A 26,665-nucleotide genomic window follows, 5' to 3' on the forward strand; every position below is an offset into this window, starting at 1 on the left:
ATTCGATGAGAAAGAGGAGGAGAGGGAGGATGGGCAAATTCAAAGAATTACTTGAGCGGAAACCGCTGTCGCTGCTGGTCAGCCTGCCAGAGAACGATCTATCTTTGGCCCGGGCAGCCATGGAAGAGGGCGCTGATGCACTGAAGGTGCATTATAATGTCGGTCATCGCGCCAGCGGGAATCATTTTGGTCCATTAGACATGTATGCCGAGGTGTTTCGGGCGATCCGCAGTGAGTTTGGTGGTCCGCTTGGGGTCGTACCTTCTGGCAGTATTGAGGGAGCAAGGCGAGAGGATGTGGAGAGGCTTTCCGGACTGGGTTTTGACTTCTATTCCATCTATGCACATCACTTGCCATCCTTCATGTTGAATGACTTGGGGCTGGACCCAACGTTTGCGATCAATGAAGAATATGATGCTTCCCTCGTAACATCGGCAGCGCACTTCGGCTTCACCGCTCTGGAGGCATCCATTGTACCTGGAAAAGAATATGGTACACCGCTCAGCTTCGCGGATGTGCTTAAGTATCGCCGTCTGGTCTTGCAAGCCCAGGTTCCGGTATTAGTCCCTTCCCAGCGAAAGCTGGTGCCGGAGGATGTTCGGGTGCTGCGCGATACCGGGGTAAAAGCGATCATGCTTGGGGCGGTCGTGACTGGCAACACGGTGGAACAGCTGCGAAGGGCCGTAAACGGGTTCCGCAATGCGGTGGACAGTCTGAACCGTTCGGACTATATAAGTTGAACTAAAGAATATTTACACTTGCCACTCCGATGCCAGAACAACCTTCCGATCGCTGTTATCCCCAGATTTTTTTTGAATCCCATATATAAAGGGGAAATCCGGGTTAAAGCATATGCTTCCGATGCAGCTTTCTTCCAGAAAGCTTTTAGGCGACCACTTCGCTTCTTCAGGTTTTTTCTGTCCTCTACGTTCTTGTGTAAATGTATAGTTCACCTTATATAGAATCGTCGCAGAGTTCAGCTTCGGAGGAAATTTGATTAAAAGGGGGAGGCCTGATTGACCCATTCACTCAAGCGCAAAAGAGGGGGGCCGCTCGCCAGAGAGGCCCAGATCGCGGGTTGGCTGTTTGTATCGCCGATGGTGCTTGGGTTTACCCTGCTGCTGTTATTTCCCATGGGTCTCGCGTTATACATGAGCCTGACCGATTGGCCGCTGCTGGGGGATTATCATTTTATTGGATTGGATAATTACCGGAATATTATGACAGACGCCATGTTCTGGAAAGTGCTCGCCAATACGGTTTATTTCACAGCGGGGCTGGTGCCGCTTAATATTGTGCTCGCCTTGCTGCTCGCGTTGTTATTGTCCAGAAATCTGCGGGGCATCGGAATTTTCCGAACAGCGATCTTTGTTCCGGTCATGACCTCGTTGATCGTATGGGCCATCGTGTGGAAGCTGATGTATGCGACAGAGTCTGGATTGATTAATCAGCTTCTGTTGATGCTGGGCATCAAAGGTCCGGCCTGGCTTTACAATCCGGATTTGGCAATGCCAGCGGTTATAGTGACAAGTGTGCTGAAAAATGTCGGTCTGAATATGGTGCTGTTCATTGCAGCTATTCAGCAGGTACCGCGTTCACTGTACGAAGCAGCAACATTAGACGGGGCGGGCAAAAGGGGAACCTTCTTTCACGTCACGTTGCCCATGATCACGCCAACGGTGTTTCTGACTGTAGTCATGACCGTGATTGGTTCACTCAAAGTATTCGGGCAGATCTATGTGATGACACAGGGCGGGCCGAGCAACAGCACCAAGGTATTGGTTTATTATATCTGGGAAAAAGCATTCAAACTATTTCAGTTTGGCTATGCTTCTGCTCTCGCATATGTACTATTCTTTATCGTGCTAATTCTGACGCTGCTGCAATGGCAGCTCCGAAAGAGGTGGGTATTCAATGAAGGCGATGCCTAGTCCTTCGGGGCGGAAGATAGGAAGTACTCTGGGGACGTATTTGTTGCTGACTCTGATTTCGCTCATTATGATTGTGCCATTTATCTGGATGATATCGACATCATTCAAGGAACCCCAGAGCATATTCACCTATCCACCGCAGTGGATACCGGATACTTTCCGATTTCAGAACTATATCGATGTCTTTCGATTGATTCCGTTTCACCGTTTTTATTGGAACAGTATCTACATTTCTGCATTGGTTGTGCTGGGAACAGTATTTTTTGCCTCTCTCGCCGGCTATGCATTCGCCAAAATTCCGTTTAAGGGACGTAATGTGGTATTTCTCATTCTGCTAAGTGCGATGATGATTCCCCATGAGGTGACAGCGATACCGATGTTTCTGTTCATGCGGCAGCTGGGGTGGATTGATACCCATCTTCCGCTGATATTATTGCCGATCTTTGGCGCGGGTGGTGTGTTTGGCATCTTTGTGATGCGGCAGTTCTTCATTACGGTGCCAACGGAACTGGAAGAAGCGGCGATGATTGATGGTTGCAACCGATTCCGGATATATGCGCGAATTATGCTGCCCATTGCCAAGCCGGGTATGGCTACGCTGACGATCTTCACGTTTGTGACGATCTGGAATGAGTTTTTTGATCCGTTGATCTTCATTAACTCGCGTGGTCTAATGACGCTGCCGCTTGGATTATCCCTGTTTACAGATGAAGTGGGCACAGCCTGGCAATACCTGATGAGTGCCACCGTGATGGCGACCTTGCCATTGTTAATTGTTTTTTTCTTGGCACAACGGCGCTTCATTGAGGGGGTTGCCATGACAGGGCTGAAAGAGTGAGCAGTGCAACATGTGCAATAGAACGGAAGGAGGGACAACATTTGCGTGAACAGAAGAGCATGAAAAAAGAAGAAGCAGATGTCGTTATTGTGGGAGGGGGCCCTGCGGGTATAGCGGCAGCCATTGCGGCTGGACGGCAGGGTATACGAACAGTGCTGGTGGAGCGATATGGATTCGTGGGCGGGATGTCAACTGCCGCTATGGTCTATCCCTGGATGACTTTCCATACGGAGCGTGGTGAGCAGGTCATTAAAGGCATTGCGCAGGAGATTGTGGATCGTTTGCAGGCACGTGGTGGCTCTCCGGGGCATCTGCGCGATACAGTTGGATTTGTGCATACCGTTACGCCGTACCATCCAGCCATCTTTCAGGTGGTTGCGGCAGAGATGTTACAGGAGGCGGGTGTCCGGCTGCTGTTACACAGCTTTGTGGACGAGGTGGTCGTTGTAGGTGAACGGGTGGAAGCGGTGCGAGTGACCAACAAGTCTGGAAGAATGGAATTCCAGGCGAATGTATTTGTGGATTCAAGCGGGGATGCGGATCTGGCTTATCTTGCGGGTGCTTCTGTGGCAAAGGGACGAGACGGCGACCATCAGTCACAGCCGATGACCATGAAATTCCGCATGCGTGGTGTGGATCTTGGACGAGTGAAACAATACATGCTGGAGCACCCGGAGGATTTCTATGTGAAAACTCCTTTTGCTGAACTGGACAGCATTCCGTTAACCGGGGTGAGTGGATTCTATTCCCAGTGGAAAAAAGCAGGTGTGCCGATTAATCGCGACCAGGTATTGTTTTTTACCGGACCGGCAGAGGATGAAGTGCTGATTAATTGTACCCGAGTGCAGGGACTTGATGCGACGGATGCCGAGGATCTAACCTCTGCGGAACAGGAAGGCCGGAAGCAGGTGCTGATGATCGCTGAGTTTTTGCAGCGTGATGTGCCTGGATTCAAACGGGCTTCGATCTCGGCAGTAGCAACGCAGATTGGTATCCGTGAATCCAGGCGAATCATAGGTCATTACGCTTTGACCCAGGTGGATGTGGTTGCAGGACAAAAATTTGAAGATGTGATTGCCAGAAGTGGTTATCCGATTGATATTCATGACCCTTCGGGTCAAGGCGTTGTGGCTGCCTTTATAGAGGGAGATGGAGCATATGATATTCCGTATCGCTGTCTGATCTCTCGAAATATCCGCAATCTGCTGGCGGCAGGACGCTGCATCTCCACCACACATGAGGCGCATGCAACGACAAGGTTGACTCCAAGCTGTATGGCTACCGGGGAGGCCGCGGGAACAGCGGCTGCACTCACAGTGAAGATGAAGCTGGACCCGGTGGAACTGCCGATCGCGCTGTTACAGGCGGAATTACGTCGCAACGGAGCAGCGATCTAGCGGATGAGCTGATTGTGGACGAATTGGGCGAATCGGGTGAATCATTAATAGTGGGAGTGGGTGTTTATTTAATTCGCGGTGGTGGCGTAAGTTTTAACGAACCTGAGGCGTCTAATTTCGGGATATAAGCTGAAATGAAAAATGTAACGAATCTCAGTGAAGTTATTTTACTCAAAACCCTGCAATAGGGGGTAAAAGTGGGGTGAATCGGAAGAATAGAGCGTCTACGATTCGTTAGATTAGAAACTATCCCCAAAATAGCTAAATAAGCTTCCCTCAGTTCGTTAGAAATTGGTGGGAAGCTTGTGAATTGATGAGCATAACTGTAGCCCCAAAGACTCCAAATCCACTGCATAGCATAGGTGAATTTAGAGTTTTTGGGGCGTTCTCATTCTTTTCATCTATTAGGTTCTTTCCTTCAAGTTCATTTCTTCATATCTGATCAATCATGGGGTCTCGGTTCCTTGATGTTCCTAGTTGTTCCTTCATTTTTCCTTCATGCCTTATTCTCTCCGATTATCAATTCATCCGTGCCTCAAGTCGCCTTGCGACAATGGACAGCGCGTAGTTGATGACAAAATACAATGCGGCTGCGAGCAGCAGGGCCGGGATAATGTAATCAAAACTTTGACCGCCAAGGATCTGCACGTTGTGCATCAGCTCCGGCAGAGAGATGATGATCGCCAGTGAAGTATCCTTCAGGAGTGAGATGAATTGGCTTACCATCGGCGGGGACATGCGGCGTAGCGCCTGTGGCATGATGATGCCACCGAGAGTCTGCATGTAACTCAGGCCCGAGGAGCGGGCAGCTTCCACCTGACCGCGCTCAACAGACTTCAGACCGCTACGGACGATCTCAGCGATCATCGCGCCTTCAAACAGACTCAGTCCAACAACTGTGGACCAGAAGACGGACATTTTAATCCCGAGCTGTGGAAGTACCATGTGGATGAAGAAAATGATGAGCAACAGCGGCAGATTTCGGATCGTGTCCACGATCACTGCCACGATCTGTGACAGAACAGGGATACGGGTAAACCGGATCGTACCCAGCACAGTGCCGAGCACAAAGCTGAATATAATGGATAGCCCTGCTACCTGCAGGGTAATCAGGAATCCATGAAGCAGGAAACGAAGGTTGGGCCACGCATAGGCCCCGCTAAAGTCCATATTTTATTAGCCTCCTTCTGTGTGCAGGAATGGAATATCGAAGATCAATAGATGGGGCATGGACAAGCCAATATATCTCCCTAAAAATCTGCGCAGGTACAAGTCAATCTGTTACATGGTAACCTGACCTGCCGGTTTGTTCTTTTTCGGTTTGCCTTTGGTGCTGCGCGCTTCTGCATCGCTCTGTCCAAACCTGCGCTCCATATAATGCACCAGGAAGCTAAGTGGTAGTGTCAGCACCAGATAGAACAGCGCAACAATGGTGTACACACTTAGCGGTTGGAACGTATCCGAGTTAACTAGGTCGGCAAAATACATAAGATCCATACCGGCGACAACGGCAAGAATGGATGAGTTTTTGACCAAATTGATGAACTGGTTGCCGATGGACGGCAGTACAATCTTGATGGCCTGGGGCAGAATGATCAGGTTCATGGCCTGTACATAGGACAAGCCGGAAGACCTTGCTGCTTCCAGTTGTCCACGCGGCACGGTCTGAATGCCCGCTCGGATCGCTTCGGCAATGAAAGCGGCGGTGTAGATGGTCAGACCCAGAGTACCGGAGACAAACCCATCCAGCGAGATGCCTAGTGCAGGCAGTCCAAGATAGAAGAAAAACACAACCAGCAGCAATGGGATGTTTCGGATAAATTCCACAAAAGCCGTGCCGATCCAGTTCAGCGGTTTCACAGGGGATATCCGAAAGATAGCCAGGATCGCGCCAAGGATAAAGCTGCCAATGAGAGCCATAATGCTCACTTGAATCGTATTCAGGAACCCTTCCAGAAAACGATCCGAGTGTCGCATCAGTACGCTGAAATCCAATGTGCCCATATAGGCGAAGCCTCCGTTCTCCAGATGTAGAAACGGCGATTACGTCTGCTCATGCTTCGCATCCAGCAGACGAATTCGCCGCTTACCTATCTTAATTCGGGTTACTCGGGCTTGGAGCCGAGCCATTTCTCATGTAATGTGTCATATTCCCCGCTGTCTTTCATGCTTTTGAGCAGCGTGTTGACTTCCTCCACGAAGGCAGTGTCACCTTTGCGAATGGCCATACCATAAGGTTCGCTTGTGAAATTGCCACCAACCAATTGGAAGCTGTTATCCGTCTGTTGCATACCGATGAGGATGATGTTATCTGTGGTCAGCGCTTCGCCTTTACCTGCTTTGAGAGCAGTGAATGCATCCTGATAGTTATCGAATTCAAGCACCTCAGCATCCGGGGCTTTCTCGCGAATGTTCTGAGCGGATGTGGAGCCTTTCACCGCGAGTACTTTCACCCCGCTGAGGCTTTCCAGGCCGGTAATCGCACTGTCGTTTTTCACCAGCAGGGATTGGCCTGCCTCGAAATAAACATCACTGAAATCTACCTGTTCCTTACGCTCATCCGTAATTGTCATCGTGGCGATGATGATGTCGATGTCTCCATTTTGCAGCATGGGAATACGTGTCTTGGAAGTGACCTCTTTCAGTTCGACCTTGGTCTCATCTCCAAGGATTTGTTTGGCGAGTGCTTTGGCGATATCAATATCGAATCCTTCAACGTTGCCACTTGCGGGATCTTTCAAGCCAAACAACTTCGTATCGTATTTCACACCGGCAATGAGCTTGCCGCGTTCCTTAATCCGCTCAATTGTGCCTTTCGCCTCGGCGTCACCACCACCGCTCGCTGAAGGTGTATCTGTACCTGTACTACAACCTGACAATACAAGGGAGAGAATGAGGACAAGCATAAATGATGGCCATTTCAATAATTTCTTCATGAATAAAGACCCCTTTCAAAATGGAATATTGGATTATTTTCAATGATGAATCAGACGGCTCAGGAATTGCTGTGCTCGTTCTTCTCTGGGGTTGTCAAAAAATTCAGCAGCGTTGGCCTCTTCAACAATTCGGCCTTCGTCCATGAAGATGACCCGGTCCGCAACTTCGCGGGCGAATCCCATCTCATGGGTAACGACGACCATGGTCATGCCATTATGGGCAAGGGAACGCATAACATCGAGGACTTCCCCGATCATCTCGGGATCGAGTGCGGAGGTAGGTTCATCAAAAAGCATGATTTTGGGCTCCATGGCGAGTCCTCTGGCGATGGCTACCCTTTGTTGCTGTCCACCGGACAACTGGGAGGGATAACTGTCTGCTTTGTCGGCAATGCCCACTCGGGTCAGATACTTCATTGCTGTTGCGGCTGCTTGTTCTTTGGGTTGTTTGCGCACCTTCATGGGTGCAAGGGTAATGTTATCGATGACTTTTTTGTGAGGATACAGATTGAAGTGTTGAAATACCATGCCGATGTCACGGCGGAAGAGGTTAATGTCCACCTTTTTCTGATGTAGAGGAATCCCACTGACGACAAGTTCACCTTCGGTAATGGTCTCCAGGCGGTTAATACAGCGGAGTAATGTGCTTTTGCCGGAGCCGGAAGGTCCGATAATGACGACGACCTCTCCTTCTTCAATGTGAAGATGGATATCCTTGAGGACATGAAAATGACCGAAATGCTTCTGGACACCCCTAAATTCAATCAAGAGTACACCCCATCCTTTCTGCAACGTCTGTGTGTAAAAGGGATAATAAGGAATAAATTGAAACTAGTTATTTAATCATACATAGTCATCCTGCTTATGGCAATTGGTTTGTGATAAAACATGACATAAGTAATGGGTAACCTAGGGCTATAGCCAGAAAATATGTTATATATCTGTCATGTTATTAACTCACTTGTGACGAATCCTGACAGAAAAATGAATCTATTCTCCTAGTTGTTTTCCAACCTTTGGAATAGTTGTATAGAGTATACTAGAAGTGATGTTTGATTTATGACTCTGATTAACAAAACAAATAGCATCAAGTTCCACGTGTACATGGCAAGAAAGCTCAACCCTACACGTCATCCCATTGATATGATGGAGTGAGAGAGTGTCCGTTTGAACGTAAGTAAAGAAAGTAAAAGCGATATATTGATCATTGATCCCATAACAATTCCATTACATGTAGAGAGGATGATTCTGCACGATGAATACATATCACTCCCCAATGTCGACAGGAGCAAGTGCCCAGTTCGATGTTCGAGCTTATGAAGCCAATTTGCCTGTCATTCCTGCTCAGGATTTTCAGCTTACAGACTATGGAGCTGTTGGAGACGGAGTAACAGATAATACGGAGATGTTCCGACTTGCCATCGCTTCATGTGCTGAAGCAGGAGGTGGGAGAATCGTTATTCCTGCCGGGGTATGGCTCACAGGTCCGATTGTAATGCGCAGCCGGATCGAGCTACATGTGGAAGCAGGGGCACTGGTTACATTTAGCCGAGATTTCGATCAATACCCATTAATTGCATCAAGCTTCGAAGGCTGGCAGGTGGTACGTTGCCAATCCCCGATCGATGGTGATCAACTGGAGGATATTGCGATTACTGGTGAGGGGATATGGGATGGTGGCGGGGAAGCGTGGCGTCCGGTGAAACGCTCCAAAATGACCACTTCACAATGGAAAAAATTAGTCGCTTCCGGTGGTGTTGTAGAGCAATCCGGTGGGGATGAAGAAATCTGGTGGCCTACCACAGCTGCACTTGAAGGCGGCACCATTGCGAATCGATTGCATCAGGAGCAGGTAAGTGATACCACTGCCTATGAAGAAGTTAGAGACTTTTTGCGTCCCAACATGGTCAGTTTACGGAGATGCAAACGGGTATTGCTGGACGGTCCAACGTTCCAGAACTCACCTGCATGGAATCTGCACCCCTGGGCATCTGAGCATGTCACCATTCGTAACGTGAGTGTGCGGAATCCGTGGTTTTCTCAGAATGGAGATGGGCTGGACATTGAATCCTGTCGTCATGTGGTGGTGGAGAAGAGTATATTCGATGTCGGTGATGATGCGATCTGTCTAAAATCAGGCAAGGACGCCGAAGGCCGTGAGCTTGGCCTGCCATCGGAGTACATCACCATTCGGGATTGCACGGTGTATCACGGTCATGGCGGGTTTGTCATTGGCAGTGAAATGTCCGGTGGTGTGCGGCATGTGCGAGTATCGGATTGTACGTTTATCGGAACGGACATTGGACTTCGCTTCAAAAGCGCACGTGGGCGCGGCGGAGTGGTTGAGGACATTCAGATTGAGCGTATATATATGAAAGATATCATTATGGAAGCGATCTCGTTTTCCTTTTTCTATGCGAATCAGGAGGGCTCTGCCCGGGGCAGTGATCTGTCTCAGGAGATTAGCGAAGAGACGCCAGTGTTCCGGGATATTCGAATATCGGATGTGGTCTGTGCTGGTGCCGACACTGCGTTGCTTGTGAGTGGATTGCCGGAACTGCCTTTGGATGGGGTGATCATCCAGCGTTACAGCGTGCAAGCCCGCAGTGGTATCCAATGTGCTCATGCGAAACATCTGCATATCGCTGAATTGCAGGCGCAGATCACCGAAGGTCCGCTGGTTCATTTGCACCAGTGTAAAGGGGCAGAATTAGAGAGCATTCAGGGCAAAGGCGCAGATGGCCGACTTCTGATGGTGACAGGACACGAATCCGCAGGCATTGTCTGCCGAGAAGGTGATGCCGACACAGAAGGTCGCCAGATCTCTGTTGGTCCCGAGGTACGAAGTGGTGTGATCATTCGCAGGTAAAAGTTATGTAATAAGGTTTATACAAGTTGGTCAAACTCAGCCGCAGTGGCGTAGCCATAGATCCAGTAATCGTGGTGCTTCACGATATAAGGGATGCGTAATCTCTGGAGCAAGGCCACCCACTCGGCTTTTATATGAAGTTATCGGATGATCTACCGGTGTTCCTTGCGATAGCGCAGCGGTGTTGTACCGGTAACCTGTTTGAATGTTTTGTTAAAATGAGCCGTATGCTCAAATCCTACCTTCTCTGCGATCATTTGTACACGCTCTTGTGTGGAAAGCAGTCTTCGCTGTGCCTCTCGGACGCGGACAACACGCAAGTATTCGCTGAATCGAAACCCCGTAAATCGGCTGAACATCCGGCTCAGATAGGATGGGCTGATATAAAAACGATTGGCTGCACCCTCCAGCGTAAGTGGTTCGGTATAGTTTTTATTCACATAAGTGACGATTTCACTGATTTTGTCCTGCATCGGATGCAAGGGGCCGGGGCATGACTGCCGGATGTTCTCCTCTACCCGATGAATACGGATCAAAAGTTGGGCAAGCAGACTTCTTACGGCGATCTCATAGTGAGGGCGTCGCTCTTTGCATTCTTGCAGCATCTGCCACAATATACGTTCCATCTCGGGCTGTTCCGCTTCAGGCAGGCGAAGGAGCCTTGAACAATTAAAAGGCAGCAGACCACATATGCCAAGTTCCATCCCCGTTGCAAAAGCAGGCGAAAAACCGATTAATATCCGTTCGAAGCCGGGAATACTTCCTTTGGAGGTGGTATGTACATCGTGTGGATTAATCAGAATGAAATCACCCTTGCGGGCGGACAGAATCTGACCATTCATGGAATACACTCGTTCACCTTCAAGTAAGTAATACAGTTCGTAGAATGGATGAGCGTGAGGTTGTGGCATACCATTCCCATCATGTCTTCGCATATGTTCAATGGTAAATGAATGTTCACCGATTCGATATTTGGGTCCAATCCGATCCTCTATGAGACTCATGGTACAGCTCCCCTCTGCTTCACGGATTAACAACGATATCCATATCATAACGGAAAATCCATCTTTTTGTAAACGCTATCATTGGAAATTAAATATTTCTTTAATCCTATCGTTAAAAACCGAGAGAACGAATCTGGCATGGCCCATATGTACTGTCAAGGTGACAAAACTTGAATGATGTTTTAGAGTAGGGGGAGAGAGGCGAAACTCTGGTTAAGGAGTGTCTCCAATATGATTTGGAAGGAAGGAAACATGTTATGACGACACATGAATTATCGCCATTGGTTGCTGCGCTCAATATGCAGCCTCACGTTGAAGGCGGTTGGTATAAGGAAGAATGGAAGGCATCTTATCAGATTCCACAGTCCGTTCTGCCGGATACATACTCCGGCCCACGATTCTCGGCAAGTTCCACATATTTCCTGCTGCATGCACATGAAATCTCCGAGTGGCATACGGTTCTGTCCGATGAACTTTGGCTGTGGCACAGCGGCAGTCCGGTTGAACTGAAGCTGGGCGGCAACGGGGAGAACCCGGAGAACGAGGAAGTTCTTGTTCTGGGGATGGATATTGCTGCGGGGCAATCACCACAGGTGCTCGTTCCTGCCGGCGTATGGCAGACAGCGCGTCCGCTGGGTGATGAGCCTGTACTGGTAACTTGCGTAGTAGCGCCAGGTTTCCACTTTGATGATTTCAAGCTGGTATCCAAAGGTTAAGTATAACTTTTATCACGAAATCCCGATCCAGGTGCATAGGCATCCGAATCGGGATTTTTTTGGATTGCGCGTATTAAGTATGCTAAGGTCTGTACCCAGTTCAGGGATAGATCATTTCCTTTTGAATAAGCATCACTTTTGGCAATAACTGATCACTTGGGATTCTCGTTACTCATCCAGCTGTCCACATAAAACTCCTCATGATAATCCGGTTGCTGAGCGAGTTCTTTAAGCTTCTGTTCAGCTTCTTCAGCGGTAAGATATTCTCCAATAACTGCTGTAAACTCACCAGTGGGCGTTTTGAGGAAAGAGATGTCCTCATCCGGATAGGATTCTTTAATTATACCCATCGATTCTCCAAAAGGCATTGATTCTGTGCGGAGAGAGTATACTTTCCAAGGTGTGACCGGTTTGCCGTCGGAAGTCAGTTTCACTTCCAGGTATCCAGGGTTCTTGAATTCCGTTACGGCATACTGTACCCCTTCTTTCAGTACAACTACGAATCCGACGGAAGAGTCGTCTAAAATCATGGAACCATAAACATCTTTCACTAAAGGCTGGGTCATGAAGTCGGCTTTGACTTTCTCTATATCCATGTAACGTGCACCGCTAAAAGTGAAGAGGATACGATTCGGTGCTTCTTTGTGTACCACATTATAATGGGGCGCATCATTAGTCTGATCTTGCTCGTCGGTGCTAAAATTGATTTTAAGCGTATTTTCGGTTGCTTCCGATCCGACAGTTACTCCATCGGTAATCTTGCCGCCATCGCCGAATTGAAGTACCTGAACAATCGTTCCGACCACAGGTATTTTGGACATGGCGTTTGCTACGGAAGGGATGTTCACCACGAAGAGAAAAGCAGCACATGCCGCTATGACTGAGGCATAACGAATCATTCGAGATGAACTCTTGCGAGCAGCGGCTCTTTTCTGTGCATGATGAATAACGTCATTAAGTTGAGCAGGGATTTCAATATTTTCGTAACGATCTTTTCCTGTCATACGTTCTCGACCTCTCCTTCAATCAAATAAATTTTTAATTTTTTGATAATACGATAGAATTTGGACTTAACTGTATTTTCCGGTATGGAGAGCACTTCAGCCATCTCTCGAAAAGGCAGATTCACAAAGAATTTTAATATAATATAAGCTCTTTCCTCGGGGATAAGCCGGTCCAGTGCATCATATAGATCCATTTTTTCTTCCAGCGACGCCCCTCGCTCTGGAGCCACAAATTCCTGCACATGATCCTCCATATAGGTCACTCGCTGGTTACGTCGAATATGATCTATCGCCGTGTTAATCACAATTCGTGACATCCAGGAATCAAAATAAGTCATGGACTCCATCTTTCCATAAGCGATGAACCCTTTATAGACCGCTTCGGATACGATATCCAGCGCTTCTTGTTCATTTTTAACATAGCAGTATGCCAGTCGATATAATTTATTTTGAATCTCTGTTATTTTTTCGCTGAACTGTTCTTCTTTTGTCTTTTTATGGTTCAGTCTAATCACTCCTGATCCCCCCTGATCAACCTAAATATTCAAGTCACCGCTTGTTCCAGGCCTGGATTCTATATAAGTGCTTGAGTTCGCTTGACACTCGTTAGACTGATGAGGAGACAAAATAGTTCTAAACGGTCAAAAAAACTTTTTTCTTTCGGCCCTGTATAGGATAATGAGCCTCGCCTCCATTCTTAACAACGAATAGTTGGCCTATAACATCACATACCAAAACACCCGCTCTTCCAAGATCGAAGGCGGGTGTAATCGAATTCATCTGCTTATATTAGAAGTTAAAGTTATCTGGATCAGAACCAAAGCGTTTGTTCTCGTTCAGGCCGTTAATCTGCTCTATTTCTTCCGAAGTTAACTCAAAATCGTAGAGATCGGCGTTCGCGCGAATACGCTCAGGGGTGACGGATTTCGGTATCGTCACGATGCCGTTCTGCAGATCCCAGCGCAGAATTACTTGTGCGGGGGACTTGCTGTATTTGGCGGCGATATCCTTCAGCAACGGATGATCCATCAGATGACCTTGTCCGAGCGGAGACCAGGCTTCAATCTGAATCTGATGTTTGTTGCAGTACTCACGAAGCTCTGACTGAATTAATAGTGGGTGAAGCTCCACCTGATTAACTGCTGGTTTGATCGTGGCATCGATCATCAAGTCTTCCAGATGGTGAATCTGGAAGTTGCTCACACCGATCGCCCGGATGCGTCCTTCTTTATGGAGTTTCTCCAGCGCTCTCCATGTATCTTTGTACTTGCCCTTAACCGGCCAGTGGATGAGATAGAGATCCAGGTACTCCAGTTCAAGTCGTTCCATGCTGGCTTCAAAGGCAGCTAGCGTGGATTCATATCCCTGATCGCTATTCCATACTTTAGTGGTAATGAACAGATCCTCACGAGCTACTCCAGATTCACGAATACCCTGAGCGACACCTGTTTCGTTGTTATAAGCTTTGGCTGTGTCGATGCTGCGATAACCAGCTTGAATGGCTGTTTTGACAGCATGAACGACTTCGTCTCCGTCTTTAACTTTGAATACCCCAAACCCCAGCCATGGCATTTTGACTCCGTTATAGAGTGTGGTTGTGTCCTGCACGTGTTTCATGGTCCGAAATTCCTCCTCTTATTGATTCATTGTTCCACTATGTAATTACCCTGCTGTTCAGCAGCCAATCGATATCGAAGAGCCGTCTTGAATGATTATACTAAACTCTTCCTTGTATTGGAAAAGGGAGCGATCCATTTTACGAGACAAACGCCGCTATTATCCTTTTTCTTCAACCAGAGGTTTGGTTTTGACGCTTGTGGGTGATAAGATGAAGTATACGAAACATGGAAGTCAAGACTTTGTAATTGGAGAGTTTACATAAGAACAGACGAAGTACGGAATCGGGTACAGACCGGACCGTACGATTAACGATAAAGGAGCAAGAATACAATGGCTAAACCTAAACAAACCAAAAAAGCAGCTGCCTGGTCTCTCGTAGTGATGGGAGCAGGATTTGCTGCATCCTTGCCGTTCCAGGGCGCTCCTGTGGGCAAGTTGCTGGTAGGATCATTTGAAGCGGGACTCGTGGGTGGACTTGCGGACTGGTTCGCAGTTACCGCATTATTCCGTCACCCGCTCGGCATTCCCATTCCACACACGGCATTGCTGCCGAAAAATCGTGATAAAATGACGGAAGGTCTGGTCTCCGCAGTAGAGAATAACTTGCTCAACAAAGACAGTATTACCGAGAAAATTGCAGATTTCAAAGCAGCAGAGACGGTACTCGATACGTTGACCCGTGAGCTTCACAGTGACGGGATCAAGACGATGATTGATACACTCTGCAAACGAATTCTGGCGGGTCTGCCGTTAGAGCAGATTGCTCCGCTCGTGGCACGTGAGATCAAGTCACAAGCGGGCGCCTTTGATCTGGGTCCGATTCTGGAACGGGCTGCCCACCAGATGACAGAGCGGGGTTATGACGCCAAAGCGCTGGACTACGGACTGAAGCAAGCCGAGGAGTGGCTGGTTAAACCCGAGACGATCATGTTTTTGGGTGAAAGCGGCATGAAAGCCATCAGCGGCATTCAGATGAACGGATTGATGCAGTTTGCGATGAATGCGTTCCTGGGTTATATGAACGAGGAGCGTCTGGGTGGCATTTTACAAGGATATCTCTTCGATCGGGTAGAGGATATGAAACGTGAAGGCAGCGCTCTAAGGTACAAGGTGCTTGATATGGTACGTACCCAGACGGTGCGTTTGGCAATGAGCGAGGCTATGCAAGATGGAATCAACAATTGGAAGAACAATATGCTGGAGGGTTGGAACGCAGAGGAAACGGTGCTGAACAAACTCACCGAACTGAGAGACAAGGCGCTCGCCGCGATGGAAGATGGACAGTATGTAGATACGTATGCACTGCCTGCCATTGAGCGGGTATTGGTTGATCTGCGGGCAGATGACGAGTTGATGACAGGCATGAATGCCAAGATTATAAATGGCGTCACAACACTGCTGGAGAAAAACCATTCCAAAATCGGTAAACTGGTACGCGAAAATGTGGACAAAATGGACAATGCCACTTTGGTTTCGATGATTGAGGATAAGGTTGGACAGGATCTGCAATGGATTCGGATCAACGGAGCCGTTACCGGATTTGTTATCGGGATTGCGCTGACTGCGCTGCAGATGGCATTGGCATAACAGTAAATCATGCAAAAGGAGGGCCGCTCTTTCGAGGAGCAGGCTCTTTTTGTCGTGTATGGGAAAAATATTATGTACTTGATGCAAGAATTAGGAAAGTGGGTAATGTACACCAAAGTGTCCTATTTGAATCATATAGGAAGAAAGTTACATGAAAACGATTCTGTTAGCCGATATGGCTCATGTTGATTTTGTACTATGATGCAGGTAACAGATGAATAGGGTGTACTTCACATATAGTGAATGCCTCTATTCTATCATGAGGGGGGATCCGTATTAAACGTGCAGGGTGGTTGAAGGGTTTGTTCACACTAATGATGGTGTTTACTATATTTTTGGGAGGTTGTCAGAACATGAATGCAAGTGAGAAGGAAGCTCTATACCAAGAAGCTGAAGCAACCGTAATTCAGCACTTCAAGCAGAAGTTTGAACTGGATGTTGTGATTACAAGCAAAGAGTTGTTGCCGGAAATGGCAGTGTCCCAGATTGGGCTGAAAGGGCATGTGAAAGATCATGAAGATCAGAGCTTTGGCATTTCGTACGACTATAAAAAGAAAGTAACCAAGAACCTGGTCATTAGCCCTGAGATTGAGGAAGCGATGATGGCCAAGGGACATAATCCATACGACAAATAAAGGGAGGTGTAGTTATTGAGTAACGGGTCCAATATTGATGATGAAACGTATAAAACGATGTCTGATCTAGCCTACCAGGATCAAAAGGCTGGAGACAAATTAACGGAACTTCCCGGATGGGAGGTCCTTGAGGGGACGGAAAGCAATAAATTTTCCGGTTTTGATGCTGTAACATTTTATAATCCCGAGACCAAGGAAGCTGTCATTGCTTATCGTGGTACAGAAGGAAGTGCATCCTTGGATCGCTCTGTACCTGACTTTGTCATGGATGGCCGCATTGGGGGCGGAGAATTGATTCGTAAGGGCCAGCAGGAGGCCGGGAATTTTGTCAATAATCTTACGCCGGATTGGCTCGACAAAGGGGTCGAAGGTGTCAAGGACTTCACGGGGATATCCAAAGTGGAGGATTGGGCTGGTGACAGGGTAAGAGATGTGGAGAACTGGACGGGTGATCGCGTAAAGGATATTGAAAAAACCGTTTCCCCTACAGGCTGGGCCAATCAGATGTATCAATCCGAAGACTACGCAAATCACATGCAGAACAAGCATAAGGATCTGAATTTCTCGATGACCGGACATTCCTTGGGCGGGGGAAATGCACAATATGCATCTGCTTATACCGGAATTCCAGCCGTGACGTTTAGTGCACCATCTGTAATGGGTAATTTGACGCCAGAAATGCGGCGCCGGGCTGAAGCGGGTGCATTTGACGGGCAGGTTGTGAACTATGCGAATCCCAGTGATCTGGTAGCCAGCGGGACGCTGGGAGGATATGACCGGCATGTGGGATCGACCTATTACATCAACTCCGATTATGACTCGGCGAATGACGGCGTGAGTATTATCGATAAAGCCAAGAACTCATTTGGCGGGGAAAACTATCACAGTCTGGATCAATATGATTTCAAAAATGGTTACATATCCAATGACCTGTACGATCCGATTACTGGAGAGAGAATCCGCTATTCACCACGCCTTATGGATCACATGGGACCGTTCAGCAAGAACTTAGGTCCGTTACGTTCCAAGTCTGGCGGCGGTGGAGGAATGGCTTCGGCTGCTGCGGCTTCAGGACTGATTCAGGTAACGCCGGAAGAACTGAAAAGTGTCGCTTCGCGGTGGAAGCAAAATGCACAACAATGCAATGCGGAGCTAAACCAGGTACGAAGCCGCATGGCTCAATACCTGCATACAAGTCGCAGTCGCAGGCTGGAGCCGATTGTCACCCAACTGGACGCGTCGATTCAAGAACTTAGCACATGGCATATGAAACATACCAGCCAGTTCCTGAACTTTATTGATGAGAAAGCAGATGCCTTCCGGCAGGCTGACGAGAGTCCGGTTCATTTTAATTAGGAACCAGGTTGGTTAATATCGATATCACGTACATGGGGGAGGGGAATGCAAGTGGGTGGACAATTGCTGGTGGAATTGAATGATCTTCGAATTGCGGAAAAAGAACTGACACAGCTGCTTGCCCGTCTGCAAGCCGATGAACAGGAGGCGAGGGCGTTATACAGTCGCCTGAACGATTGGAAAGGCCAGTCCGCAGATCATACAAGGCAGCAGATTGAAGAGTTTTTTGCGGGCCTGTCCAGACGTATTCAATCCATTGAACAGCAGAAGAAAAGCTTGCTGCAATACATTGAGATCATGATCCAGACGGATCAGGAACGCTAAAGAGTGGTAAGGCTGATGCCATATTGCGGATGGCAATCAGTGTGGATAAGAGTATGAATGTGGAGCGGCATGATTAGTGCCTAAACCACGGATTGTAAAGAACATGGGTAGCCCCAATCACGATGATGATAGCTAAAGAAGCCTATAGCATACCGGGTTTGATCCCGATGCCATAGGCTTCTTTGTTATCTAAATTTTTCTCAAGTTATCTTGAACTGTAAGTTAGTTCTCAACGTTTTTTGCGACGTGTAGCCAACGCAATCCCCAAGAAGGACAGAATCAGAGCCAGAATGGATACGATCAATGTTGCTTGTTGAAGTTTCAGTGTACCCGGGTCTGCATCCGTGTTGTTTGGTTCACCTGTAACGGTGTCATTGAGTGCATCGCCCAGCGTGGTGTCATCGTTTGCTTTGCTATCGTCGGTAGCTGCATTATCCCCAGTGGCTCCTTCTGTACCTGCGCTATCATGTCCATCGTTGGCATGACCTCCACCTGCCGCAGCATTACCAGCAGCAGCCGGATCTTCGCTGATCGTTGTGATACTGTGCGGGTTGGCGTCACTTGGTTGGCCTGTCCATTCTACGATGCTGCCATCACTGTAGTATTGGAAGGCATCCCAAGCTACTTCAGCTTCCGCTTTAGGGTTCTGTGCAACGAAGTTGAACTGCTGGAATTGTCCTGCGAGAATTCCCTCGTTATCGCCGTCAATTTCCCATGTGATCGAGGTTACTTCATTGGAATCGTTCTTCTCTGTAGTGATTTTCCAGCCTGCCAGTGGTTGATACTGCTTGAATGCAACACCTTCCGGAACTTTCATGGTGATTTTGGTTGTAGGCAGTTCTTTCTCGGATGGAATCTTAATCGTGTACGTCTGCCATGCGCTTGTCTGTGCAACGGTTGGGCTAACGGTAACGTGAGCGCTCGCGAATCCGGCGAATAACATGAATGCTGCGGTACCTGTTGCGATAGTGGATGTTAGTTTGGAAATCCATGATGTTTTCTTCAAAATAAATAACCCCTTTCAGTTCTTATCATATATGATGCGGCCCATTTTCTTAAATGAGTGTCTACGTTCTGCAAAGGCCGTTTCGGTTACGAATGGTTCTTTCGATCACCGTTATTCCCGAATTTATTGATCCAACTATATAAATTGAACTAAAGATGGTTTACACATACACTCCGATGACAGAATAACCTTCCAATCGCTGTTATCCCCAGATTTTTTGATTCCCTTTTCTTAAAGGGGAAAATCTGGTGATAAAGGCGAACGCTTCGCTTTTTCAGGTTTTTTCTGCCCTCTCCGTTTCAGTGTAAATAATAGTTCAATTTAAATAGTAATAAGTTGAAATCCGGGAATAAAGGCGAGTGCTTCGCTTCTCCAGAATCAATTTCATTCCCTTCACTACATTTGCAGTTTGTAGAAACACTAATTTTAGATTGGGTCACTTTTCAATATAAACGTTGTGTAACTATGGCTTGGCGGTGTCGATCTCAAATTCGGCATCCAGTGCATCGAGCGTTTTGGTCAGGAGATGTACCTTGATATTCCAACGTCCAGGCATGGAGATGTAATCTTCAGCCTTGTACACACCAGTATCATTTTTCGGAATGGTGATCTCATAGATCCCCATATCCATGTCCAGATGTGTGAGTGACAGGGTGATCTGTTCCAGATCATTAACGATACTGCCATCTGCACGTTTCACATCGACTTCAAATTGGTTCTCTCCCGTTACATTGGGACTCACCTGAAGTGTGATCGACGAGCCGTCTTCTGTAGTCTTTGTTTCCTGATACGGACCGACCGCAGCGGGTTGTCCTGGAGACAGATGTGTCAGTACGGCAGCAAGAGCGAGAATCACAGCACCAGTAGCAAGCTCGGCTTTCAGGCTGCCGGATAATCTGCTTCCCGTAGCTGCTCTTGCCAATCTGGCATGACGCCATGCAAAGAGAACCATCACAATCAGCAGGACGATCTTGCCAATCAGGACAAGGCCATAGGCTGTAGTGAACAGGGAGGTTAGCACGGGTGCAGGCAGAATAATCAGACTGCTGTATATCCCAGTAGCAACCAGAGCGGCTACGGCGCCAATCCCCCAGGCGGTAAACCTGCGAATAGCAACCCAGTAAACTTCTCCTCGTACCTTCGAAGGCAGCTTGTCTGCCAGTGGGGGCAGACATATCGCCATGGCAGTTAATGCGCCAATCCAAAAAGCAGCACCAATCAGATGTATGAAATCCATGGCAATCGCCAGCGCACGTTGATCCGCCGCAGCCGGATGTCCCGTCATAGCATGCGTGAACAGCCATCCAAGCACGAGCACGAGTGAGCCGTAAGAAGACCAGATGCGAGCACGGATGGATCGATCGCGATCATATCCGGAGAGAATCGTGACAGCCAGCAGCATTACAATGAGGATCTGTAACATCCAGATCTGGCCAAAGGATGTCAGCTTGAGCGCACTTCCGATCAGTCCCCAGCTTAGTTCGTTCAGAGCCACACCAGATTCATACAATGTATTCAGTGGCAGGCTGACCAAGGCGGCAAAGGAAGCAGCAGCATAGCTGATCCATAACAATCTGTAGCTACCCGGAACGTCCATAGGTTCTCTTGTCATGGATGTCGGTGCAATTCGCAGCAGCAAGAATGCAAGTGTCCCCAGAATGACAGACAATCCGAGATACTGAATCCAGTCTGTCAGGGAAACGATCCATTTCAGCGGTCCACCTGTTGAACCGGAACCGGATGTAAGATCACTCAGTCCGGCAGGAGAACCGGATGGTTCACCGATGTGGAAAACATATGCCCCTTGGATGGGGTGCCCATCGGCAGATACAGCTTTCCAGTTAACGGCATAAGTCCCGTTCCCGAGTCCAGCCTGAAGGCCAGTCTCCAGAATATGAGGGCGATCCACATCAATCTGTACATTTCCATCGTCTGCCTGATTGCCGTCAGGGCCGGTAATTTTGATATCATAAAAGGCCGTCTGCAAGGATTCGTTAAACTCCAGCGTCAGCTGCTCCGGAACAGCTACGAGGATCTCATTTTCTCCTGGCGAAGCCTTAACAATATAAGCATGGGCAGATGCCCACTGTGGCATAACAAGGCAACATACGAGCAACAGACAGGTGACCAATGCCCAGTGCCGTTTGCCCCATTTCAGGGTAAAGCGTGTAAAAATCAAAAAATCATCACCCTCAGGTTATAGATTTGTAGTCATTCATGGTCCTTTAAACACAATCTATCCCATTATAACTTTGTCCAAAATGACTGCGTATGACTACATTGGGCTATAAAAAAACGATTTGGTCTACATATTTGTGACAAAAGCATGAATGTGTACGTTGCAGAACAACATCTCGTCTCATGTTACAAATCTCATATAGGTATGTGTTACGTTTGTGCTACCATTCACATATCACTACGAAACTGCGCTATTTGCGAAGTTTACGTCCCGCAAGCCCGCTCTCTAGCGCATAGCGGGTGAGTTGTACCCGGTTTTCAAGCTGGAGCTTCTGCAAAATGTTTTTGAGATGATTCTTCACGGTCTGGTCTGAAATACCGAGTTGATCGGCGATCTCCCGATTGGTATATCCCGCGGATACCCATTGCAGAATCTCAAGTTCCCGCGCTGTTAGCGGGTTATCTTGCATATCTTCACTGCGTGGTGCGGGAAACTCCTGCAAAATCCGGTAGGCCAGTTCCTTACTGAGCGGTGCATCGTCACTGACGATGGCGCGCAGGTATTCAAGCCAGGTGGAAGGCGTTAGATTTTTGAGCAAATAGCCTTGAGCGCCTTGTTTCAATGCTTCGAACAGAAAGGTCACATCATCCGATACAGTGACCATAACAACAATAACATAAGGGAATCGCAGCTTGATCTGACGGGTGGCTTCCAGCCCATCCATGCCCGGCATCTGCACGTCCATCAGGATCAGGTCGGGCATCCATTGCCCGGTGAGCTCCAGCGCTTCCTGTCCATTCGAAGCTGTACCTATCACTTCAAACAGGCTGTCCTCGGATAAAATGCTACAGATCGCTTCACGCGCATGCGCATGATCATCAACAACCAATACACGTACATGTTCCATATTAAGCATGCTCCTTTCCTATCATCATTCGGGTATGCCCCGGTCTTGAATCGAGGGTAAAAGACCAACCCATCTCGGCAGCACGCTCCTTCGTAATTCGGAGTCCGTACCGATCCTTCAGATGAAGAGGATCTCCACGTAGTCCATTCCCATTATCCTGAATATAAATGAACCAGGCAATTGGGTTACCTTCCGCGTGAACCTGAACGCGGGTAGCCTGCGCATGTTTGCGTACATTCAGTAAACCCTCCCGGATACAAGCGAGCAGTTCCACTTGTTCCTTGGCAGAGAACGTTACACCCTTGAGGTCCCAATGAATCTGTGCACCAGGTACCGTTTCCTTGACGAGCACTTCAACCTGCGCATGCAGTGAAATAATTTCTGATGTTACCGTAGAGGAAGGAACAAAACGCAACTGGGCAATAGCTTGCCTTACATATGTATTGACTTCATGCACGGTTTTTTGAATCTCCTGGATCTCATGCTCATGTCCGCTGCCTGCCAGACTACGGCCTGCTTTATCAGTCTTCACTGAGAGCAGGAAAAGAGACTGAGATATGCCGTCGTGAAGTTCCCGTGCCAATTGGTCACGAGCTTCCAGAGCTGCTTTCGCTGCACGTTCCTGCTCCAGAGCAGCCCTGGCACCTTCGAGCATGTGGAACAATCGGCTGAGCAGTGTCACGCTGACAAGATAAACAATGACGGGTGTTAACCAGTTCCCGGCGTCCATCGAAAGGTATGGCATCAGAAACTGATGGCGAATATATTCCCAGATGCCAACCGTGAATGTGGGGATCAGCAGAATCATCCATTTGATTTGTTTATAGGACATGAATGCAGAACTCCTTTGATCTAGGATTAGCTTAATAAGGTACTTTATTTATACAGGGATGGGACCATTATAACGCAAGCTTGTCCAAGACCCTAGTCTGTGTCTTTGGAGAAAGCTGGGGAGGATCAGGGAGTATTTAGAAGGATATCTAAGAATGACAAGGGGTGAAATGTTGTCACGCTAGGTGAGGGTTGGTGTGAACAGCTGAGGAAGGCTGAGTCCGTTTTCCCTATCGGAGAAGGTCCTCTATACTTATATAGAACGTGAATTCATTACAAAACATGTTAAGGAGTGAAGCAACAACATGAGTCAAGAAGTATTGGAACGTCGCAGTGAATTGCTCAAAAAGAACATTCACCAGATGCTTGTTCAAGACAATCAGCACGGTATCAGTCGCCAAGACAACATGTTTTTGCAGCAGATGATTAAAGAGCTGCATCAGACCTCACATGAACTGAATACCAAATCTTAATGTAGAATCTGCACGAGAATGAAGCTGTCTGGTGTACGATTCATTCCATGAAAATGAAAATGGCGCTATCTCCGATCAGACCGGGGATAGCGCTTTGACTTGTTTAGGGCTTATAGAAGAAGCTTCGTTCATCTTACTGCAACTGTTGCTGAGCGGTTCTTTTCTCAATATATTGAATGAACAACTCGGCAAGCTCCGGATCGAACTGTGAACCCGAACATGCGCGTAGCTCCCGAATCGCTTCTTCCACGTTCTTGGTTTCCTGATATGGCCGCTCTGTCGTCATGGCATCAAAGGAGTCAATCACGGTCAGCATCCGGCAGAGCCGGGGAATCTCGTTACCCTTCAGGCCGTAAGGATAGCCTTTGCCATCATAGCGTTCGTGGTGAAGTTCAATATACGGAATCAGATCGGCGAAGCGATCGTTGGTGATCACCATTTTTTTGCCCCAGGTGACATGTCCTTTGATCGTTTCCCATTCTTCTGCAGTGAGCTTGTCCTTTTTGTTCAGAATGGACCAAGGAATCTCCAGTTTGCCGATGTCATGAATCAGTGCTCCCAGCACGAAACGACGTTTTTCCGCATTGTCCAGTGCAAGCAATTCACTGATATCCAGTGCATATTTGTAGACCCGTTTGGAATGTTTAAACGTATCCATATCCTTGTATCTGAACAGATTGAGCTGCTGCTCGATGTCACGAACGTCCTGTACCAGATCAATCTCGTGTTCCATGCCATCATTGCTGCCGTGGCGGTGCACGTTATTCTTGCCCTGTTTCTTCGCATAATACAGTGCTTTATCTGCCTGATCCACCAGCTGGGATTTGTTATACATATCCACCTGATAGGGCGCGACGCCAGCAGAGAAGGAGAGACAACCGTGTGGAAACACTTCAACGCCTTCAAACGGCGTGTCGTTCAGTTGTTTACGCAGTTTGTTCATGAACCTGTAGGATTCGTCCAGTTCCATTCCTGGCATGAGCAAAGTAAACTCTTCCCCTCCATAACGAAAGGCGGTAACAGGTGTGCCTTCCGTCTTGCGCATCAGAAAATCCCCCAGCAGGGCCAGCAGACTGTCGCCTTGTAGGTGGCCAAACCGATCGTTATACTTTTTGAAATCATCAATATCAATAAGCCCCAGACAGAGCGGCGTTCCCTGCGTACGAGCAGTAGTCAGTTCATTTTCCAACATACTTTCAAAATAACTATGGTTGAACAGACCTGTGCGTTGATCTGTGTTAGCTTTCTCCTCGATGGTCTGATACATGACAAACAATTGCTTGAATGCATGGGAAAGCAGAATACTGAGACTCAGATACAACAACAGACCGAGCACGCCATTGTGTACAACCAGAATTGTCAGGACAAGCGCCAGAATCAGCGTACATAAATAAACCAGCAGGGATTCGGTAACGAATGCCCGCTTCATCTGCTGTAATGCATCCTTTGTTGAGAAATGAAAGAATAAGCCAAGTGTGATTGTGTTGATGATGAAGTAGGCTGCGAGCGCTGCAAAGTAAGGAATCAGGTTATAACCGTCCAGAGTTCCCGATTGCCCGCCAGTCCACTCAAACACGGCAGCTGCTCCCGTAATCATGAGACTGTAGATGCTGAAATTGACAATATGTTTCCACCAGGTAAGCTTGCGCTCTTTGATTAACAGGATGATGGAGACAGGAAGCAGTACAGATAAACTGAAAGCTCCGCCAAACATGAATATACAGGCAAGGTATACCGATGAATCCATGGATTGCTGATTGCCTTTGGGTGGAATCTGGAACGTGAAATAATCCAGAATTAACGCCGCACCCAGCATGGTGTAGACCATAACCCAATCCGCCGTGGTTAGATGAAGATAAGACCACTTGTTCATGTACAGAAAAACACCGATCCCGGTAAAACTAAGCAAAATAACATACAGACTGCTTCGATCAGCCTTATGGATAAGGTTACGAATAAAGTTCATAAAAAATCTCCTGCTTGGGTTTAGTCTACTCTTGATGTGTATATAATTGGTGTTCTGTATATGGATATACTATATAGATGTATAACATACCAAGTTGCCTGCCAAAAATCCAGAAAGAAAAAACAGGCCGCTGGCAGCCTGTTTGTCTTGTTTGGCGGTATGGATACTAGCCGCCCAACTTGTATCCCGAAGTTAACGCTACAACGACAGAAGCTACGATGATTGCGTTGATGACAATGCGGGAATATTTCACACCTTCTAATTTTTTCATGGAGAAGACCTCCCTTCCTTGGAGTCTACCTGCTTTCTTCAAGCCTGATGAGTTTTAGCAGGTTGTACAGCCTTTTTGTCCCGATTCACCATCATGTATTGGATAAAAAGGAATATGCCAACGTTCATGACCACATCACCGATACTGATCACCTGAGTCCGTGGATAAGGGCTGGAGAGTGGGATGATATCACCGAGAAAAGGCAGATTTGTAGATGCATCCATCATAAAATGCTTCGATACGGCGCCGCCTTCCCTGAGCATGTCTACATAATAGGGACCCAGTACAGCGGAGGCTTCCACAGAAACAGGCATGCGCCCACCATTTACAGCCATAACGGCAAAATTGAGAAATACCCCAATCCAGATGAGCATGAACCCGGTATGGTGTCTGTTGAGCCACAGGAAAGCGAGCCCTGTAATGTAAACGGCAGCAAAGAGATATCCATTAATGGATGCCACCCATTCGAATCGTTCCTGGAGATAGAAAATAAAGAACTGGATTAGTAACAATACAGGGAAAATCCAGCCGCTTCGCAGTTTGAGTGCTGCAAACTGGTTGAGCCCATGCCGCAACCCACCCCGAAAAAATCCAACGATTAAGCCTAGTAGAATACCGTCATATACCATGGAGTAACTCCTGTTCGTGCGGAGATATGCAATATGATTGCGTGTTTGTGTACATATAGGATTCGACCTTATATTGGTAATTCCTGCATGAGAAAAATGATTTTGTAGAAGAAATTTGCAAAATGCTGAACAAAAAACCGCCTTTACGAATCTAGGGGTCGAAACCCCTGTAAAATTCGGTAAAGG

The 26,665-nt window shown here is 47.7% G+C and carries 25 protein-coding genes; 11 read left to right on the forward strand and 14 right to left on the reverse strand.

The window, feature by feature from the left end; translation table 11 throughout:
• Positions 1-29 precede the first annotated feature (29 nt).
• From MHB43_RS02430 to MHB43_RS02445, 4 genes are all read left to right on the forward strand, one after another.
• A complete protein-coding gene (locus MHB43_RS02430; protein ID WP_221823856.1) occupies positions 30-740 on the forward strand; it encodes a hypothetical protein in 711 nt (236 codons plus the stop codon).
• A gap of 276 nt (positions 741-1,016) precedes the next feature.
• Positions 1,017-1,931 (forward strand): sugar ABC transporter permease, encoded by a 915-nt coding sequence (locus tag MHB43_RS02435; RefSeq protein WP_339181419.1) that lies wholly within the window; start codon positions 1,017-1,019, stop codon positions 1,929-1,931.
• Positions 1,915-2,769 (forward strand): carbohydrate ABC transporter permease, encoded by an 855-nt coding sequence (locus MHB43_RS02440; protein ID WP_405131246.1) that lies wholly within the window; start codon positions 1,915-1,917, stop codon positions 2,767-2,769. The genes MHB43_RS02435 and MHB43_RS02440 overlap by 17 nt, the downstream gene beginning before the upstream one ends.
• 59 nt (positions 2,770-2,828) lie before the next feature.
• Complete coding sequence (locus tag MHB43_RS02445; protein ID WP_340907611.1) at positions 2,829-4,166, forward strand: FAD-dependent oxidoreductase; 1,338 nt, start codon at positions 2,829-2,831, stop codon at positions 4,164-4,166.
• Between the two features lie 519 nt (positions 4,167-4,685).
• Here MHB43_RS02445 and MHB43_RS02450 read toward each other — a convergent pair.
• From MHB43_RS02450 to MHB43_RS02465, 4 genes are all read right to left on the reverse strand, one after another.
• On the reverse strand, positions 4,686-5,336 hold the full coding sequence (locus tag MHB43_RS02450; RefSeq protein ID WP_315370831.1) for an amino acid ABC transporter permease: 651 nt from the start codon (positions 5,334-5,336) through the stop codon (positions 4,686-4,688).
• 111 nt (positions 5,337-5,447) lie between these two features.
• On the reverse strand, positions 5,448-6,170 hold the full coding sequence (locus MHB43_RS02455; RefSeq protein WP_036616642.1) for an amino acid ABC transporter permease: 723 nt from the start codon (positions 6,168-6,170) through the stop codon (positions 5,448-5,450).
• Between the two features lie 101 nt (positions 6,171-6,271).
• A complete protein-coding gene (locus MHB43_RS02460) occupies positions 6,272-7,102 on the reverse strand; it encodes a transporter substrate-binding domain-containing protein (protein WP_017691036.1) in 831 nt (276 codons plus the stop codon).
• 39 nt (positions 7,103-7,141) lie between these two features.
• Positions 7,142-7,870 carry an amino acid ABC transporter ATP-binding protein gene (locus MHB43_RS02465; RefSeq protein ID WP_051449904.1) on the reverse strand — a complete coding sequence of 243 codons (729 nt, stop codon included), beginning with the start codon at positions 7,868-7,870 and terminating at the stop codon, positions 7,142-7,144.
• 487 nt (positions 7,871-8,357) lie between these two features.
• Between MHB43_RS02465 and MHB43_RS02470 the strand changes: the two genes are divergently transcribed.
• Entirely contained in the window at positions 8,358-9,971 is a 1,614-nt protein-coding gene (locus MHB43_RS02470) for a glycoside hydrolase family 28 protein (RefSeq protein ID WP_221823861.1), read from the forward strand.
• Positions 9,972-10,123: 152 nt separating this feature from the next.
• Here the strand turns inward: MHB43_RS02470 and MHB43_RS02475 are convergent, their stop codons facing one another.
• Positions 10,124-10,975 carry an AraC family transcriptional regulator gene (locus MHB43_RS02475; protein WP_017691033.1) on the reverse strand — a complete coding sequence of 284 codons (852 nt, stop codon included), beginning with the start codon at positions 10,973-10,975 and terminating at the stop codon, positions 10,124-10,126.
• Positions 10,976-11,232: 257 nt separating this feature from the next.
• On the opposite strand from MHB43_RS02475, the gene MHB43_RS02480 reads away from it, so the two are divergent.
• Complete coding sequence (locus MHB43_RS02480; protein ID WP_076216501.1) at positions 11,233-11,691, forward strand: cupin domain-containing protein; 459 nt, start codon at positions 11,233-11,235, stop codon at positions 11,689-11,691.
• A 152-nt stretch (positions 11,692-11,843) separates the two neighbouring features.
• Here the strand turns inward: MHB43_RS02480 and MHB43_RS02485 are convergent, their stop codons facing one another.
• The 3 genes from MHB43_RS02485 to MHB43_RS02495 all read right to left on the reverse strand — a co-directional run bounded on the left by MHB43_RS02485 (position 11,844) and on the right by MHB43_RS02495 (position 14,312).
• Entirely contained in the window at positions 11,844-12,695 is an 852-nt protein-coding gene (locus MHB43_RS02485) for a hypothetical protein (protein WP_405131247.1), read from the reverse strand.
• On the reverse strand, positions 12,692-13,210 hold the full coding sequence (locus MHB43_RS02490; RefSeq protein WP_405131248.1) for a sigma-70 family RNA polymerase sigma factor: 519 nt from the start codon (positions 13,208-13,210) through the stop codon (positions 12,692-12,694). The genes MHB43_RS02485 and MHB43_RS02490 overlap by 4 nt, the downstream gene beginning before the upstream one ends.
• A 274-nt stretch (positions 13,211-13,484) precedes the next feature.
• Entirely contained in the window at positions 13,485-14,312 is an 828-nt protein-coding gene (locus tag MHB43_RS02495) for an aldo/keto reductase (protein ID WP_221823867.1), read from the reverse strand.
• 333 nt (positions 14,313-14,645) lie between these two features.
• Between MHB43_RS02495 and MHB43_RS02500 the strand changes: the two genes are divergently transcribed.
• From MHB43_RS02500 to MHB43_RS02515, 4 genes are all read left to right on the forward strand, one after another.
• A complete protein-coding gene (locus tag MHB43_RS02500; RefSeq protein WP_221823869.1) occupies positions 14,646-15,902 on the forward strand; it encodes a DUF445 domain-containing protein in 1,257 nt (418 codons plus the stop codon).
• A 353-nt stretch (positions 15,903-16,255) separates the two neighbouring features.
• Positions 16,256-16,537, forward strand: a complete 282-nt coding sequence (locus MHB43_RS02505; protein ID WP_405131249.1) for a hypothetical protein — start codon at positions 16,256-16,258, stop codon at positions 16,535-16,537.
• Positions 16,538-16,552: 15 nt separating this feature from the next.
• On the forward strand, positions 16,553-17,893 hold the full coding sequence (locus MHB43_RS02510; protein WP_237177561.1) for a hypothetical protein: 1,341 nt from the start codon (positions 16,553-16,555) through the stop codon (positions 17,891-17,893).
• 45 nt (positions 17,894-17,938) lie between these two features.
• Positions 17,939-18,217 (forward strand): hypothetical protein, encoded by a 279-nt coding sequence (locus MHB43_RS02515; RefSeq protein WP_237177562.1) that lies wholly within the window; start codon positions 17,939-17,941, stop codon positions 18,215-18,217.
• Positions 18,218-18,446: 229 nt separating this feature from the next.
• On the opposite strand, the gene MHB43_RS02520 is transcribed toward MHB43_RS02515, so the two are convergent.
• The 4 genes from MHB43_RS02520 to MHB43_RS02535 all read right to left on the reverse strand — a co-directional run bounded on the left by MHB43_RS02520 (position 18,447) and on the right by MHB43_RS02535 (position 23,141).
• The gene (locus MHB43_RS02520) at positions 18,447-19,223 is read right to left on the reverse strand and encodes a YcnI family protein (RefSeq protein ID WP_405131250.1); all 777 of its coding nucleotides are present in this window, start codon (positions 19,221-19,223) and stop codon (positions 18,447-18,449) included.
• A gap of 463 nt (positions 19,224-19,686) precedes the next feature.
• Positions 19,687-21,402, reverse strand: coding sequence for a copper resistance CopC/CopD family protein (locus MHB43_RS02525; protein ID WP_405131251.1), 1,716 nt, complete (start codon positions 21,400-21,402; stop codon positions 19,687-19,689).
• A 250-nt stretch (positions 21,403-21,652) separates the two neighbouring features.
• Positions 21,653-22,309, reverse strand: a complete 657-nt coding sequence (locus MHB43_RS02530) for a response regulator transcription factor (RefSeq protein ID WP_211084473.1) — start codon at positions 22,307-22,309, stop codon at positions 21,653-21,655.
• Position 22,310: 1 nt separating this feature from the next.
• Complete coding sequence (locus MHB43_RS02535; protein WP_405131252.1) at positions 22,311-23,141, reverse strand: sensor histidine kinase; 831 nt, start codon at positions 23,139-23,141, stop codon at positions 22,311-22,313.
• Between the two features lie 304 nt (positions 23,142-23,445).
• Between MHB43_RS02535 and MHB43_RS02540 the strand changes: the two genes are divergently transcribed.
• Positions 23,446-23,613, forward strand: coding sequence for a hypothetical protein (locus MHB43_RS02540; RefSeq protein WP_017691019.1), 168 nt, complete (start codon positions 23,446-23,448; stop codon positions 23,611-23,613).
• A 133-nt stretch (positions 23,614-23,746) separates the two neighbouring features.
• On the opposite strand, the gene MHB43_RS02545 is transcribed toward MHB43_RS02540, so the two are convergent.
• Together MHB43_RS02545 and MHB43_RS02550 are read right to left on the reverse strand one after the other, a co-directional pair.
• A complete protein-coding gene (locus MHB43_RS02545; protein WP_221823876.1) occupies positions 23,747-25,579 on the reverse strand; it encodes a diguanylate cyclase in 1,833 nt (610 codons plus the stop codon).
• A gap of 309 nt (positions 25,580-25,888) precedes the next feature.
• Positions 25,889-26,479, reverse strand: coding sequence for a DUF5317 domain-containing protein (locus tag MHB43_RS02550; RefSeq protein ID WP_076216483.1), 591 nt, complete (start codon positions 26,477-26,479; stop codon positions 25,889-25,891).
• Positions 26,480-26,665 lie beyond the last annotated feature (186 nt).

The sequence above is a fragment of the Paenibacillus sp. FSL H8-0317 genome (genome assembly GCF_045040685.1).
Lineage (GTDB): Bacteria > Bacillota > Bacilli > Paenibacillales > Paenibacillaceae > Paenibacillus.